Source organism: Kutzneria sp. NPDC051319 (assembly GCF_040682195.1).
Classification (GTDB): Bacteria; Actinomycetota; Actinomycetes; order Mycobacteriales; family Pseudonocardiaceae; genus Kutzneria.
Map to the genome: position 1 here is coordinate 1 of NZ_JBFBAM010000013.1, position 14,265 is coordinate 14,265.

12 protein-coding genes are annotated in these 14,265 nt (G+C 69.7%); 7 read left to right on the forward strand and 5 right to left on the reverse strand.

From position 1 onward, the window contains the following. The first annotated feature begins 115 nt into the window (after nucleotides 1-115). Nucleotides 116-1,288, forward strand: a complete 1,173-nt coding sequence (locus AB0M73_RS15590) for an MFS transporter (RefSeq protein WP_363891286.1) — start codon at nucleotides 116-118, stop codon at nucleotides 1,286-1,288. On the opposite strand, the gene idi is transcribed toward AB0M73_RS15590, so the two are convergent. Further along, on the reverse strand, nucleotides 1,278-1,850 hold the full coding sequence (gene idi, locus AB0M73_RS15595) for an isopentenyl-diphosphate Delta-isomerase (RefSeq protein WP_363891287.1): 573 nt from the start codon (nucleotides 1,848-1,850) through the stop codon (nucleotides 1,278-1,280). The genes AB0M73_RS15590 and idi overlap by 11 nt on opposite strands. A 43-nt stretch (nucleotides 1,851-1,893) precedes the next feature. Between idi and AB0M73_RS15600 the strand changes: the two genes are divergently transcribed. Further along, complete coding sequence (locus AB0M73_RS15600) at nucleotides 1,894-2,124, forward strand: RNA-binding S4 domain-containing protein (RefSeq protein ID WP_363891288.1); 231 nt, start codon at nucleotides 1,894-1,896, stop codon at nucleotides 2,122-2,124. Between the two features lie 90 nt (nucleotides 2,125-2,214). Here AB0M73_RS15600 and AB0M73_RS15605 read toward each other — a convergent pair whose 3' ends face one another. Beyond that, on the reverse strand, nucleotides 2,215-2,355 hold the full coding sequence (locus AB0M73_RS15605; protein ID WP_198047486.1) for a hypothetical protein: 141 nt from the start codon (nucleotides 2,353-2,355) through the stop codon (nucleotides 2,215-2,217). A 204-nt stretch (nucleotides 2,356-2,559) separates the two neighbouring features. Between AB0M73_RS15605 and AB0M73_RS15610 the strand changes: the two genes are divergently transcribed. Genes AB0M73_RS15610 through AB0M73_RS15620 form a run of 3 tightly spaced genes read left to right on the forward strand, consistent with a single transcriptional unit; the run spans nucleotide 2,560 to nucleotide 6,083 of the window. After that, nucleotides 2,560-3,762 carry an acetyl-CoA acetyltransferase gene (locus AB0M73_RS15610; protein WP_363891289.1) on the forward strand — a complete coding sequence of 401 codons (1,203 nt, stop codon included), beginning with the start codon at nucleotides 2,560-2,562 and terminating at the stop codon, nucleotides 3,760-3,762. Then, nucleotides 3,752-5,221, forward strand: a complete 1,470-nt coding sequence (locus AB0M73_RS15615; RefSeq protein ID WP_363891290.1) for a carotenoid oxygenase family protein — start codon at nucleotides 3,752-3,754, stop codon at nucleotides 5,219-5,221. Before AB0M73_RS15610 ends, AB0M73_RS15615 begins: the two co-directional genes overlap by 11 nt. Then, nucleotides 5,214-6,083, forward strand: a complete 870-nt coding sequence (locus tag AB0M73_RS15620; RefSeq protein ID WP_363891291.1) for a helix-turn-helix domain-containing protein — start codon at nucleotides 5,214-5,216, stop codon at nucleotides 6,081-6,083. Before AB0M73_RS15615 ends, AB0M73_RS15620 begins: the two co-directional genes overlap by 8 nt. On the opposite strand, the gene AB0M73_RS15625 is transcribed toward AB0M73_RS15620, so the two are convergent. After that, nucleotides 6,073-6,798: an SDR family oxidoreductase gene (locus AB0M73_RS15625; protein WP_363891292.1), complete on the reverse strand. Its 726-nt coding sequence runs from the start codon at nucleotides 6,796-6,798 to the stop codon at nucleotides 6,073-6,075. The genes AB0M73_RS15620 and AB0M73_RS15625 overlap by 11 nt on opposite strands. Nucleotides 6,799-7,139: 341 nt before the next feature. Here AB0M73_RS15625 and AB0M73_RS15630 point away from each other — a divergent pair, with 341 nt between their 5' ends. Next, on the forward strand, nucleotides 7,140-9,134 hold the full coding sequence (locus AB0M73_RS15630) for a tetratricopeptide repeat protein (RefSeq protein WP_363891293.1): 1,995 nt from the start codon (nucleotides 7,140-7,142) through the stop codon (nucleotides 9,132-9,134). Here AB0M73_RS15630 and AB0M73_RS15635 read toward each other — a convergent pair. Then, on the reverse strand, nucleotides 9,074-9,388 hold the full coding sequence (locus AB0M73_RS15635; protein ID WP_363891294.1) for a hypothetical protein: 315 nt from the start codon (nucleotides 9,386-9,388) through the stop codon (nucleotides 9,074-9,076). The genes AB0M73_RS15630 and AB0M73_RS15635 overlap by 61 nt on opposite strands. Next, nucleotides 9,376-10,569, reverse strand: a complete 1,194-nt coding sequence (locus AB0M73_RS15640; protein WP_363891295.1) for a hypothetical protein — start codon at nucleotides 10,567-10,569, stop codon at nucleotides 9,376-9,378. Before AB0M73_RS15640 ends, AB0M73_RS15635 begins: the two co-directional genes overlap by 13 nt. A 314-nt stretch (nucleotides 10,570-10,883) precedes the next feature. On the opposite strand from AB0M73_RS15640, the gene AB0M73_RS15645 reads away from it, so the two are divergent. Then, complete coding sequence (locus AB0M73_RS15645) at nucleotides 10,884-13,799, forward strand: tetratricopeptide repeat protein (protein WP_363891296.1); 2,916 nt, start codon at nucleotides 10,884-10,886, stop codon at nucleotides 13,797-13,799. Nucleotides 13,800-14,265: the final 466 nt, after the last annotated feature.

Genomic DNA, 14,265 nt, shown 5'->3' on the forward strand with positions numbered 1-14,265 from the left:
GGGAAGGACGCCTTACCCTCGTTGAACGCGGGTAAGGCGTCCTTCCCTGCATAAGAACGGGGTCACTCGGGTGCCCGCTCGCGCGGCGGGCGTCCGGAGCACTAGCGTCGCCCGAATGGTCCATGGTCCGCGGTTCCAGCTGGGGCTGGTGGCGCTCGTTCAGATCCTGGTGCTGGCGCTGTGGTTCTCCGCTTCCGCGGTCGCCCCGGCGCTGCGGGCCGATTTCACGCTCAGCGGCACGCAGTCGGTGTGGCTGACCGCCACCGTGCAGGTCGGCTTCGCCATCGGCGCGGTGGCTTCGGCGCTGGCGAATCTGGCCGACCGGATCCGGCCGAACGTGCTGATCGCGCTCAGCGCCGTCCTGGGCGCGGCGGCCACCGCGGCGCTGGCGCTGGCGGCCCATGACGCCTGGACAGTGCTGGCGCTGCGACTGCTCACGGGCGTGTGCCTGGCCGGCGTGTACCCGCCCGGCATGAAGATCGTGGTGTCCTGGCTGCCCAACGCCCGAGGGCTGGCGCTGGGCCTGGTCGTCGGGGCACTGTCGGTCGGGTCGGCGGCGCCGCAGCTGATCAACGGCCTGACCACGCTGCCCTGGCGAGGGGTGCTGCTGGCGGCGGCGGTGCTGGCCGTGGTCGGCGCGGCGGTCGCGCTGGCGTTCATGCGATCGGGGCCGGCGATGAGGCCGACTCGGGTTCCCGATCCCCGCTACGTGCTGAGGATGTTCGCCGACCGGAAGCAGCGGCTGGTCAACCTCGGCTACTTCGGGCACATGTGGGAGCTGTACGCCCTGTGGTCCTGGCTGCCGGCCTACCTCGCGGCCAGTGGGGCCGTGCAGGGACGCGCCGGCATCGGCGTGGCGGCGTTCGTGATCGCCGGCGGGTGCGGGCTGGTCGGCTGCCTGGTCGCCGGCTACTGGGCCGACCGGCACGGCCGGGCCTACGTGGCGATGCTGGCCATGCTGTTCAGCGCGGTCAGCGGCCTGCTGTCGGTGGCGGTGTTCGACGTGCCCTGGCTGTTCCTGATCGTGCTGGCGGTGTGGGGTGCGACCGTGATCGCCGACTCCGCGCAGTTCTCGGCCGCGCTGACCGAGGTCGCCGACCAGGAGTACGTCGGCACGGCCTTGACCGCGCAGACGGCCATCGGCTTCCTGGTCAGCGTCGTGACGATTCAGGCGCTGCCGGTGCTGGCCGACCTGGTCGGCTGGCGGCTGGCCGTGCCGCTGCTGTCGATCGGCCCGCTGCTCGGGGCGGCCGCCATGGCCCGGCTGCGGACGCTGGTCAGGGCGTAGCGGCCGGCGGCAGTTGCGCCGGGTCACCCACCGGCCAATCGTCCGGGTGCTCGCCCAGCTCGCTGAGCTGCTGCAACTGGAGTCGGCACCAGGTGGACAGCCGCGGGTCGTCGAGCATGCCCAGCAGCTCCGGCCAGGTCACCCAGCGGGCGTCCTCGACCTCGGCCGGGTCCCTGGCCACCTCGCCGTACGCGCGGGCCCGGAACACCGGGCACATCTCGTTCTCGACGATGCCGTCCTGCTCGGCGACGTAGCGGAACCGCGGCAGGATCAGCTCCACCTGGCCCACGTCCAGGCCCAGCTCGTCCTTGGCCCGGCGGCGCACCGCGTCGGCCATGGACTCGCCGTCGGCCGGATGGCCGCAGCAGCTGTTGGTCCAGACGCCCGGGAAGGTCGCCTTGGACAGCGCCCGCCGGGTGAGCAGGACCCGGCCCGCGTCATCGACCAGGTAGCTGGAGAAGGCCAGGTGCAACGGCGTCTCGCCGTGGTGCACCGTCGCCTTGGGGGTGGTGCCGACGTTGTAACCGTCCTCGTCCAGGAGGACCACATGCTCCTGTGCCACGTGCCGAGCCTAGCGCCGGAGAGGGGTGCGAGATCATGTCCGCATGCCCACGTCACCCATCCGGACCGTCGAGATCGCCGACGACATGATCCGGCTCGGTCAGTTCCTCAAGCTCGCCGACCTCGCCGAGGACGGCACGCACGCCCGCGAGCTGCTGGAGGACGGGATGGTGACGGTGAACGGCCGCGCCGAGTCCCGGCGCGGCCGTCAGTTGGCCGACGGCGACGTGGTCGCCGTCGAGAACCAGCAGGTCAGGCTCGCCGCCCGCCCCTGACCCCGGCGAGTCCCGCCCAGCGTCACACCGAAAGCGTGAAACGGATTCGTACTTTCGGTGTGACGGAGAGCGGGACTCGCGGGGGTGTGGTTACTCGTCGTCCTCGCCCTGACGGGCGTGGTCGGCCTTGCCGGGCGTGGGATCCCGGTCCATGTCGATCAGCGGATGCCGCTCGGCCCCCTCGGCCGCGGCATGCCGCCCGTTCTGTTGGTGCTCCCCTGGCTTTGTCACCCGGACAGCCTACGGACACTCCGTCAGGTCGTGTCAGGAACCCGTCAAAGTCCTGGTCGAACGCGTAGGGACGCGGTCGACGTCGGGTCGGCCTCCACCGCGAGTCCCGCTCTCGGGCAGTCATGAAACCGGTTCGGGTCGTCCGCCTGACGCCACCGGTTCGGGGGTAACCCACGTCACTCTGTTAGTTGTAGTATCGCCGGCATGGTGTGGGTGCTCGGCGGTCATCAGACCGACTTCGCGCGGAACTGGCCCCGAGCCGGGCTGGAGGTCTCCGACCTGGTCGCGGAGGTCGTCCAGGAGACCCTGGTGGACGCCCGCGTCGATCCGGCGGCCATCGGCGTGATCCACGTCGGCAACGCGTTCGGCCAGCTGTTCACCGGGCAGGGGCAGCTCGGCGGCATGCCGGCCACGGTCGACGACCGGCTGTGGGGCGTGCCCGCCACCCGGCACGAAGCCGCCTGCGCATCCGGCGGCGTGGCGATCCTGGCGGCGATGGCCGACCTTGAGTCCGGCCGCTACGACTGCGCGCTCGTGCTGGGTGTGGAGCTGGAGAAGACCGTGCCCGGCGACCTGAGCGCCCAGTACCTCGGGGCGGCGGCGTGGGTCGGACACGAGGGGCAGCAGGCCAAGTACATGTGGCCGCACATGTTCAGCCTGCTCGCCGACGAGTACGACCGCCGCTACGGCCTCGACGACACCTACCTGAACGCCATCGCCGAGCTGAACTTCCGCAACGCGCGGACCAATCCGAACGCGCAGACCCGGGCCTGGGAGTTCGGGCCGGCCAGCTTCACCGAGGACGACACGGCCAACCCGGTCGTCGAGGGCCGCGTCCGCCGCCAGCAGTGCAGCCAGGTCACCGACGGCGGCGCCGGGGTCGTGCTGGTCTCCGACCGGCATCCGCGGGCCGGCTCGGCCGGGGCCGCGCGCGTCGACGGTTGGGGGCACCGCACCGTCGGCCTGCCGCTGCAGGCCAAGTTCGACCGCAGCCGCGACGAGCCGTATGTGCTGCCGCACGTCCGGCGGGCCATTCTGGACGCCTATGGCCGGGCCGGGGTCGATTCGGTCGACGGCATCGAGACCCATGACTGCTTTGCCATGTCCGAATACCTGGCGATCGACCATTTCGGCCTGACCGGGCCGGGCGAGAGCTGGAAAGCCGTCGAGAACGGCGAGCTGGAACGGGGCGGGCGGATTCCCGTCAATGCCACCGGCGGCCTGATCGGCGGCGGCCATCCCGTCGGCGCCACCGGCGTGCGCATGCTGCTGGACGCCGCCCGGCAGGTGACCGACCGGGCCGGGGAGTGCCAGATCGAGGGCGCCCGGCGCATGGCCACCCTGAACATCGGCGGCAGCACGACGACAACCGTGACTTTTGTGGTGGGGAGCCAGGATGGACGTTGAGATCGTCGGGCGGATGCTGTCGACGCTGCCGGCGGACGACGACCACCCGTACCGGACCGGGCCGTGGCGGCCGCAGCACACCGAGTGGCGGGCCGACGACCTGGAGGTGATCGGCGAGCTGCCGGCCGACCTGGACGGCGTCTACCTGCGCAACACCGAGAACCCCGTGCACCCGGCCATCGAGCGGTACCACCCGTTCGACGGCGACGCGATGATCCACATGGTCGGGTTCCGGGACGGCAAGGCCTTCTACCGCAACCGTTTCGTGCGCACCGACGGCCTGCTGGCCGAGAACGAGGCCGGCGGCCCGCTGTGGGCCGGCATCGCTGAGCGGGCCGGCATGTCCACACGGGACGGCTGGGGCGCGCGGGGGCGCATGAAGGACTCCTCCAGCACGGACATCGTGGTGCACAACGGAATCGCGTTGAGCAGCTTCTACCAGTGCGGTGACCTGTACCGGCTCGACCCGTTGACGCTGGAGACCCTGGGCAAGTCCTCGTGGGTGCCCGAATGCGGGGTGTCCGCGCACACCAAGGTCGACGACGCCACCGGCGAGCTGTTGTTCTTCAACTACAACACCTCCGCGCCGTACCTGCACTACGGCGTGGTGGACGCGGCCGACCAGCTGGTGCACTACGTCGACGTGCCCCTGCCCGGGCCGCGTCTTCCGCACGACATGGCGTTCACCGAGAACTACGCGATCCTCAACGACTGCCCCATGTTCTGGGACGCCGACCTGATGGCCAAGGGCGCCCACGTGCCGCGGTTCCACCGGGACATGCCGTTGCGGCTGGGGGTCATTCCTCGCCGTGGGGGCAGCGACGAGGTGCTGTGGTTCGAGGCCGAGCCCACCTATGTGCTGCACTGGGTCAACGCGTACGAGGAGGGCGACGAGATCGTGCTCGACGGCTTCTTCCAGCACGACCCCATGCCCGCCGACAACGGCCAGCCCGGCTCGATCCAGCGCATCTTCCGTTTCCTGGCCCTGGACCGCATGCAGACCCGCCTGCACCGCTGGCGGCTCAACCTGGCCACCGGGCAGTGCAAGGAGGAGCAGCTCACCGATTCCATCACCGAGTTCGGCATGATCAACCCGGCTGTCGGCGGCCGGCCCTACCGCTACACCTACGCCGCCACCGGCAAGCCCGGCTGGTTCCTCTTCGACGGCGTGGTCAAGCACGACCTCTCGACCGGCTCTGAGGAGCGCTTCTCCTTCGGTGACGGCGTTTACGGCAGCGAGACCGCCGTCGCCCCTCGGGTCGGTTCCACGGCCGAGGACGACGCCTATCTCGTCACGCTCACCACCGACATGGCCAACGACCGCTCCGAGTGCCTCGTCTTCGACGCCCAGCGTGTCTCCGACGGCCCCGTAGCCCGGATTCGTTTGCCCGAACGCGTTTCCAGCGGCACCCACTCCACGTGGGCCCCCGGGTCGTCGCTACCGGGTTGGCATGCTTGACGTCACCGAAATCCCCGCCGGGCAGCGCAACGCCATCGGGGTGACGCTCGGGCTGCTCGGCGACGAGTGGTCCCTGCTCATCCTGCGCGAGGCGTTGCTCGGCGCCAGCCGCTTCGTCGACTGGCGGGCCCGCCTGCCCATCTCCAACGCGGTGTTGGCGGCCCGCCTGTCGCGGCTCACCGAGGCCGGGCTTTTCGTGCGGGGCAACGGTTATCGCCTTACCGAGCGTGGGGCCGACGTCTGGTCCGTGCTGCTGAGCATCTGGGCCTGGGAGGACCGCTGGGTCCCCAGCCACCCCGAGCGCCTCCCCGGCCGCGTGCATCGCCTGTGCGGCAAGCCTTTCGACCCTGTGCTGGTCTGCTCCGCCTGTGACACCGGCGTTCTGGCCATCGACCACTCCCTCGAAGGCGGCTTCGGCCCCAGCGGCTCCTGGGAACGCTCCGTGCCGGAGGCGACGACCAGGCGGCGGTCCGTGGGGGACGCCGGGCTTTTCCCCGAGACCACGGCCCTTATCGGCAACCGCTGGTCCGCCGCCCTCGTCGGAGCGGCATTCCAAGGGGTGCACCGGTTCAACGACTTCCAGCGGTGCCTGAACACCTCGCCGACCATGGTCGCGGACCGGATCCGCACGCTGTGCTCCCTCGGCGTGCTGTCCGACGACTACCGGCTCACGGGCAAGGGACTGGCCTTCTTCCCGGTGGTGATGTGCCTGGTGGGTTGGGCGCAGCGGTGGTACCGGGCCGAGGAAGGGCCGGCTCTGGTCTACCGGCACCTGCCCTGCGGCACGGACTTCGAGGCGGCGCTGGACTGCTCGACGTGCGGGGATCGCTTGACCCGCAAGGATGTGGTGCCTACCAGCTGACCGGGCCGTCGTCGTCGAAGAAGCCGCCGGTCGGGCCGTCGGAGGCCAGCACGGCCAGCTCGACGGCGATCTTCGCGCCCTGGGCCGGCGTGCGGAGGCCGCGGTTGCCGTTGAGATCGGTGGCGACGTAGCCCGGGGTGCAGGCGTTGACCTTGATCTGGGTGTCGGCCAGCTCCCGCGCGTAGTGCACGGTGACGGCGTTCAGCGCCGACTTCGAGCTGGAGTACGCCATGTGCAGCCCGAACGGGGAATCCGTTGCGGCCATGTGGGAGAGCGAACCCAGCCGGCTCGACACGTTCACGATGCGTGCCGCGTCGGACTTGCGCAGCAGCGGAAGCACCGCGTTGGTCATGGCCACCACGCCGAACACGTTGGTCTCGAACACCCGGCGCATGTCGTCCACCAGTGTCAGGCTCGGCGGCACCTCCAGCTCGTTGGCGATGGCCGCGTTGTTCACCAGCACGTCCAGGCAGCCGAACTCCGCCGCCACCTGGTCCGCGGCCGCGTCGACCGAGGCCTCGTCGGTCACGTCCAGCAGCTGGAACCGCACGTCCAGGCCGTCATCGGCCAACTCGGCCACGGTCTGCGCGCCGCGCTGCCGGTCCCGGGCCGAGGCCAGCACCGTGAACCCCAGCTGGGCCAGCCCTTTGGCGATCTCCCGTCCGATTCCCTTGTTGGCGCCCGTCACCAGCGCCACCCGCCCGTTCTTCGTCATGGGTTTCATCCCATCACCTGGAGCGCGCTCCAGCGCAAGTCACATACCGCCGGCCACCTCGACCAGACGTCGCGTTCGCGGTCGGTGAGCTCGGGCACCATCGAGCCTGCTAGGGTCAATGTCTCCAGTCGGAGCCACTCCACTGACCGGGCGTATTGTTCCCCGAACTGACCCGATAGCACCAACGGTGTCGGTGAGAATGCTCGCACCCCTGCCCCGGGTCGCTCGTCATGAGCTGTACTGGAGAATCCGACTCGGGGACGGGGAAAACGATGCGGGGCGCCGAACACGACAATACCTATTCAGGTTCCGTACGCGGAAATGTCGTCCAGGCTCGTGACGTGCGGCAAATAGTCCAGGTGTTCGACCCGGCCGCCGCCCCCGTCGTCCCCGCCCAGCTCCCACCTGTTCCCCGCAGTTTCACCAGCCGCCAACGGGAACTCGACCGCCTCGACCACTGGCGGTCCGAGTCGCCCCTGGTGGTGGTGCTGCACGGCGTCGGCGGCGTCGGCAAGACCACGCTGGCCCTGCGCTGGCTCCAGGGCCTGACCGGTGAATTCCCCGACGGAAACCTCTTCGTCGATCTCCGCGCCTTTTCCGACGACGGTCCCGTCGCCGCCGATGCCGCCCTCGAACGGCTCCTGATCGCCCTCGGCACCCGACCAGATCTGATACCGCTCGAACTCGCAGCCAAAACCGGTCTCTATCGCTCGCTCGTCGCCGGGAAATGCCTGACCGTGCTGATCGACAACGCGTTGTCCGCCGCGCAGGTGCGGCCGTTGCTGCCCGGCGGCGCCAGCATCGCCGTCGTCACCAGCCGCCAGCGCCTGGCCGGCCTGGCCCTGGACGGCGCTCGCTTCGTCGAGGTCGATCCGATGGACCTGCCGGCCTCCGTCGAACTGCTGGCCAAGGTGGTCGACGACGGCCGCCCCGCCGCCGAACCCGGTGCCGCCCAGGAGCTTGCGCGCCTCTGTGGTGGGCTCCCCATCGCACTGTCCGTCGTCGGCGCCCGCCTGTCTTCCCGCCCGCGTCGCACCTTGGCCCGGGAGGCCGCCACCCTCCGCGAGCGGCTCTTCGCCGGCCTCACCCTCGAAGGGGAGCCTTCCGTGCGGACCCTGTTCGACCTCTCCTACCGCGAACTTCCGCCCGCTGCTGCCCGTCTCTACCGCCTCTGCTCCATCCATCCCGCCGGCGACTTCGACATCGGCGCCGCGGCCGCGTGCGCAGGCCTTCCCCCGTCCGACACCGAGTCCCTGCTCGACCTCCTCATCGACGCCAACCTGATCCGAGAGGTCGACGACCGCACCGTCGTTTTCCATGATCTGCTTCGTGCACACGCCCGTGACCAGCTCACGCCCACCGAGCACGCCGACGCCGGCCGTCGTCTTGCCGAGTGGTACCTGGACGTTCTGGTGTCGGCCGATCTCGCGCTGCACCCGTTGCGCCGCCGCACCGGCCCGCGCTACGGACGGCCACTTTCCTTGTTCCGCAACGACATCGAGTCCTTGGCGTGGCTCACCGCCCACCGGGCCACGCTCCGTGCCGTGGTCGCGGATGCCGTCGAGCGGGGCTGGGACGACCTCGTCTGGCAGTTCGGCGAGGCGTTCTGGGGATTCTTCTTGCACAGCAGGCACTATCAGGCCGCGACCGACCTGTTCGGCGCGAGTGTGCTGTCCGCGCACCGGCTCGCCGACCCGGTCGCCGAGGCCCGGCTGCGGTTGCAGCTCGGCTACGTGCACGCCAAGCTCGGCGACCACCTGGCGGCCGTCGAGCAGAACGCCCGGGCCCTGCGGCTGGCCGAAGCCGTGGGGGACGAGCGCATCCTCGCCACTGCCCACTCGCGGTTGGGCCGCGCGGCCCGTGACGCCGGACGGCTCACCGAGGCGATCGATCACTACGCCCGGGCCAGGGATATGCAGGAGACCATCGGGTCGGCTCGTGACGTCGCCTTGTGCCGCCGACGAATCGGCCAGGTGCTCGCCAAGCTCGGCCGTCACGACGAGGCCGTTGTCGAGTTGCGGGCCGCAGCTACCGCCTTCGCGTCGCTCAACGACCGCACCCAGCACTCCCGGGCTCTGATGTTCCTCGGCCTCGCCGCCCTCGACTCCGCCGACCCCGAGTCGGCTGCGCCGCCCTTGGCCGAGGCTCTCGACCTCATGCGGGAGTTGGGTTCCGCCTACTTCCAGGCCGAGATCCTCACCGCCGTCGGCGACCTCGCCGCGCGGACCGGTGACCTCCCGGCCGCGCGGCGGGCCTACACCGAGGCCATCGACCTCTACGGTCCGGCGGATCCCAAGGCCTCCGAGGTCGCCGCCAAGCTCAGCAGCGCCTCATAAGCCGTGACCGCCACCGCTTCGATATCGTCCGCTCCCAGCACCACCAGCGGCTTTCGGCTACGGGCCATCACGACGCAACCGCCCGGGCTGATCGCCACCGCCACCACCGCACACCCAGGCAGCTCGGCCAGGATCCGCTTCGCCGCCTCGATCGGATCAGTCGCAACCTCCTGTTGCACAACCACATCGGCGAACGACCGCCATCGCTCGTCGTCGGCTCGGGCGACCAGACCGTTCCCCATCAGGAAGTCCACGGCATCGGCACCGGATTCGCCGGCAGCGCCCGCGCCGGCTCGGGCAGCCCGAGCAGACCGTACATTGTGGACCGGACGATCGCCGCCGACCGGCCCGGCCGCGCGGTGATCAGCTCGGCCAGATCGGTGTCCGGGCCCCGGTGACCTGCCATGGCCTTCGCCAGCTGCGGCCAGAGCTCCTGGTCGTGATCAAGCCGAGGTGTGTTGTGCACCAACACATCCGCAGGGCTCCCGGCCCACAACGGCGGCGGCTCGGTCGCGATGAGCGTCGGTGTGCCACTGGCCGCCGCGTACATCGTGCACGAGCCATGATCGCCGATCACAACGTCGCTCGCGATCACCGCCGCCTGCCACCCGCGATCCGGGGGAAGCACCCTCAACCCCGCGCCGATGCTGTCACCGAGCCAGCCCAGCACCGTGCCACGCCCGTGGACCGCCATGACGTTGGGGTGCAGCTGCGCCACCACCTTGACACCCAGCGTGGACAGTCGTTGGTACAGCTCCAGGTGCTGCCCGAACGTCGACTCCGGGCCCCAGGTCGAGCTGACCGTCACCAGGCACTCGTCCTGGTCCACTCCCAGCGCCGTGCGGTAGGCGTCGCGGAACCGCCGGCTCGCCACCATGCGGTCCAGGCAGAGGTCTCCCGCCACCACAGCGGTGTGCACTGCCTCCGGGCACCTCTCCTGAAGCACCGCCAGCTCCACGTCGTGGCTCAGCATCAATGCCGCCGGGATCACGCGTCCCCGATACGTCAGGACCTCCCGATCCAGCCCCGTCGTTCCCCGCGTCGCCCCGCCGGCCTTTCGGCTGTACCGCCTGGATTTCACGCTGCCGACCCCGTGGGAGAGGGTCATCACCCTGCCTCGCACGTGTTCGATCTCCCGGTGGCTCGCGGTCAGCACCAGGTCGTACTGCTCCCGCATCGCCTGCCCCCACGGCAACACCAGCGCCCCGAGGCTGTGCACGTAGTCGTCCAGGCCATGCCACCGCTCCATCGCGCCCGGCACCGTGTACACGGTCTGCACCCGGTGGTCCGCCTCCAGCAACGGCACCACCTCGCTCAGCCGCGTGCCAGCCGTCATCGTCGGCACCATCACCAACACCGATCGGCAGCCGGCCACCGTGACTCGCTTGGCCGCCTCGGCCCCGATCGGCGCCCGCACCCATGTCTGCCCGTCCATCGCCTTTCTCCCCTCGTTGAAACCCCGTGGCAGTGAGGCTGGGGGCCAGGATTGTCAGATCGCCGGCAAAATCGCCGCGTCGGTGATACCCCCAGTTCGCGGGCGGATACTGGCCGATGTGTTCGGTTCTTCCCCGTGAAATGGGGAAGCGGAGCGAAGATCGAGAACCGGTGCGCTGTCAGATCGCTGTCACGGATCGGTTCGCTGCACGTGCATCGAACCCCGCGCAATGGAGAACGATATGGAATCGAAACTCGCTTGCCGTTCCTAGCGGGGGCACACTCGGAACGTGCCGGCGCAGGGGGTGCGCGAAAATGGACGTCATTCTAGGCATTCTGGGTGGGACCGCGTTGCGGGTCGGCGGTCGGCTGCGCGCCGACTGGGGCCGGCCGAAAGAGCATGCCGTGCTGGCGGCGCTGGCCACACAGCCAGGCCGGAGCATGTCCGTCGAAACGCTGACCGATTGGGTGTGGGGCGACGGCGACGCGCCGAGCAATCCGACGTCGGCCCTGCACAACCACACGAGCCGAATTCGTATTCCCTTAAATAGGGAGTTGCCGCAGGTCGAACTGGTCAGCGAACACCACGCCTACAGGTTGGTCGTCGAGCACTCGAAGGTCGACTACTTCGTGTTCGGCGAGGCCATGGCGCAGGCGCGGCGGCTGGGCGCCGCCGGCAAACACGACCAGGCGTGCGACCTGGCCCGGCAGGCCCTCGCCCTGTGGCGCGGCACGCCGCTGCTGGAGCTGGACAGCGAGCGCGCCCGCAACTGGCGGCAGCGCGTGCTCGAGAACGAGTGGATCCCGGCCAACATCAGCCTGATCACCTCGCTGGTCGACATCGGGGATCCGACCGAGGCGTTGCGCCTGCTCAACGAGCTGGACCGCGACCATGGCGACAACCTGCTGGCCGCCAAGCAGCGCCTGCGCGCCCTGTACGCCCAGTGGCGCGTCGATGAAGCGACGTCGTTCTTCCTCGGGTTCCGCAAACGCATGCGGGACAACGTTGACGAGGACTCCGCCGCCGAGATCCAGCGCTTCCACGAGCGGCTCACCGCCGGCCGTGACCACGTCGGGCAGCCGCGGGTGCGCCCGTACCAGCTGCCGGATCCGGTGCCCGACTTCACCGGCCGCCAGGATCTGGTGGCGCAGCTGGACGCAGCACTCGCCTCCCCGATCCGCGTGGCCGTGCTCGGCGGGCCGGGTGGCGTGGGAAAGACAGCGCTGGCCTACTACTGGGCTCGGCGCCACCGGTTTCCTGACGGCTCGATGCGGGTCGACCTCAACGGCTTCGGCCGCGGTCCACGGATCAGCGAGACCGAGATCATCGACGTCTTCCTCGGCGCCTTGGGCGTCGCCGTGGAGGAGGTCCCCACTCACGCGCGAGCCGGGCGTCTGCGGGAGCTGATGACCGACCGGCACCGCATGCTGGTGCTGATCGACAACGCGCAGGCGTCGGCCGAGATCCAGGCGGTCCTGCCACTGCTCGGCGCGGCCTTCGTGCTCGTGACCAGCAGGAATCGGTTGGTCGGCCTGGCCTTGTCCAACGGCGCGCGGCTCATCACGGTGCCTCCGCTCACCTCGGAGCAGAGCGTCGCGCTGTTGGTCGGTCGGATGGGACGGCCGGCCTCCGATGCCGCGGCGGCGGCCCGGCTCGCCGGTCTCTGCGAGGGCTTCCCGTTGGCGATCACGCTGGTCGGCGACCACGTCGGGCGGCGCCCAGGGGTGCCGCTGGACGCGTTCGCGGAGCGGCTGCGCGGGCAGCGCCTGCTGCGTCTGGGCGGCTACGGCGACGGGGAAACCAGTCTGGCCAAGGTTTTCGAGCTCTCGTACCTGGCGTTGAGTCCCGAGACGCAGCGGCTGTTCCGGTTGCTGGGCCTGCACGTCGGGCTGGACTTCAGCGTCGGCGCGGCGGCCGCCCTGGCCGGCGGCGACGTGGAGGCCGAGCTGGAGGAGTTGGTCCACGCCCATCTGCTCGACCAGGACGGCGACCTCGACCGGTACCGGTTCCACGACCTGATTCGCGGCTACGGCGCGGTCCTGGCGGGCGCGGGCGACTTCGCCGCCGAGCGGGACGCGGCCCAGTCACGGCTGCAGAACTTCTACTTCCACTCGGCCAACGCCGCCGACCGTGCCGTCTTCTCGTTCGACGCCGGGGTGCCGCCGCTGGAGGTGGAGCCGGGGGTGACACCGTTGACGTTCGCCGACGCGGACGAGGCTCGCCGGTGGTTCGAGACCGAGCAGAACAATCTGGTCGCTCTGGTGTCGTCCGCGCTCGCCAGTGATCAGTTCACCTACTGGCGCACACCCCAGGTAGTAGGGCCGGCGCTGCTCAGGATCGGTAAAATGGATGCGGCCCGCACAGTGTGGGAGTTGGCCATAGCGTTGTCCGTGCACGCCGGGGAATTCGCGGAGGGCGCATCGGCCAACAATTTCGCCGATTTCCTGATGCATGTCGGAGATTTTGACGGTGCGCGCCCCTGGTTGGAAAAGGCGACGAGGATCGCGGAGCGGCTCGGGCTCGACAACGTGATAGCGGCGACGCAACACAATCTTGGGCGAGTCGAGGCGTCGAGGAAACAGTACGTTGCCGCCATTCCCTATTTCGAGCGGGCACTGGAGGCAGCCCGTCGCGCGGGCGACGTCAATGTGCAGGCCTTCGCCATGTATCGGCTCGGTGTCACCTTCCGGTCATGCGGTCGGTATGAGGTGGCCGCGAAGTTCCTGCATCAGTCGCTCAACATGCGTGAGGAGAACGGCGACATCGCCGGGCAGGGTGCCTGTATGTCGGAAATCGGCGCGCTGATCGCCGAGCGTGGCGATTTCGTGAGCGCGCAGGGCTACTGCGAGCAGGCGGTGACGTTGCTGGAGGGGATCCAGGACCTGGCCGGGGCCCGGGAGGCCCGCATCCGGCTGGTTCGGCTCTACCTCGACCGCGGCGGTGACCGCGGCGAGGCCACCGCCCACGCCCTTCGGGCCGTCGAGCTGGCCCGCCAGACCTGGCACGCCGAGGACGAGGCCCGTGCGCTCGATCTGCTCGGACAGGTCCGCCATCGTGCCGGTGACCTGGACACCGCCGAGGCCTCGTGGCGGGCGGCCCTGCGCATCTACGTCGACCGGGGTGATCTTCAGGCCCAGGCCGTCCAGGCCCGCCTGGACGAGCTCCCCAGCGCCACTTCCGTGCCGGAGCGTCGGTCCGAGGCGCCGCGGACGGTCCGTCGCAACGCCTGAGAATGTGAATCAGTTTCAATTTCTACGGTTCAGTCGATGCTGCTCGGCGTGGGTGTCGAATCACGTCGATTCACCCGCCTGGGTGACGTTCGGTGCGGTAGTGTCCGGCTCGTGCACGTGCGCCTCGATGGTGTGAGGGTTTGACCTCGGCTTTCGGTACGAGGTGAATGAAGGTTCACAGACCCGTCACTCTGGGACCCCCTTGAGACCTCTTTCGTGTGGATCCGATAGTGTTCGATTGCTAGAGCAGTCAAACATCCGGGGACCTGACGAAAGGGCATCCTGAAGTTGCTAACGACGTTCATCGCGGGCGCCGCAATGACGGCTATGGCCGCCACCGGTCAGACGGATGTGTCTACCGACGCCGCCCGGAATGATGTAGTCGCCACCGAAGCGGCGAAGACCGTCTCGGTGGAGCCTGACTGCTGGCGAGTCGGTTTCGAGAAGTAGGAACCGTCGTACGCCG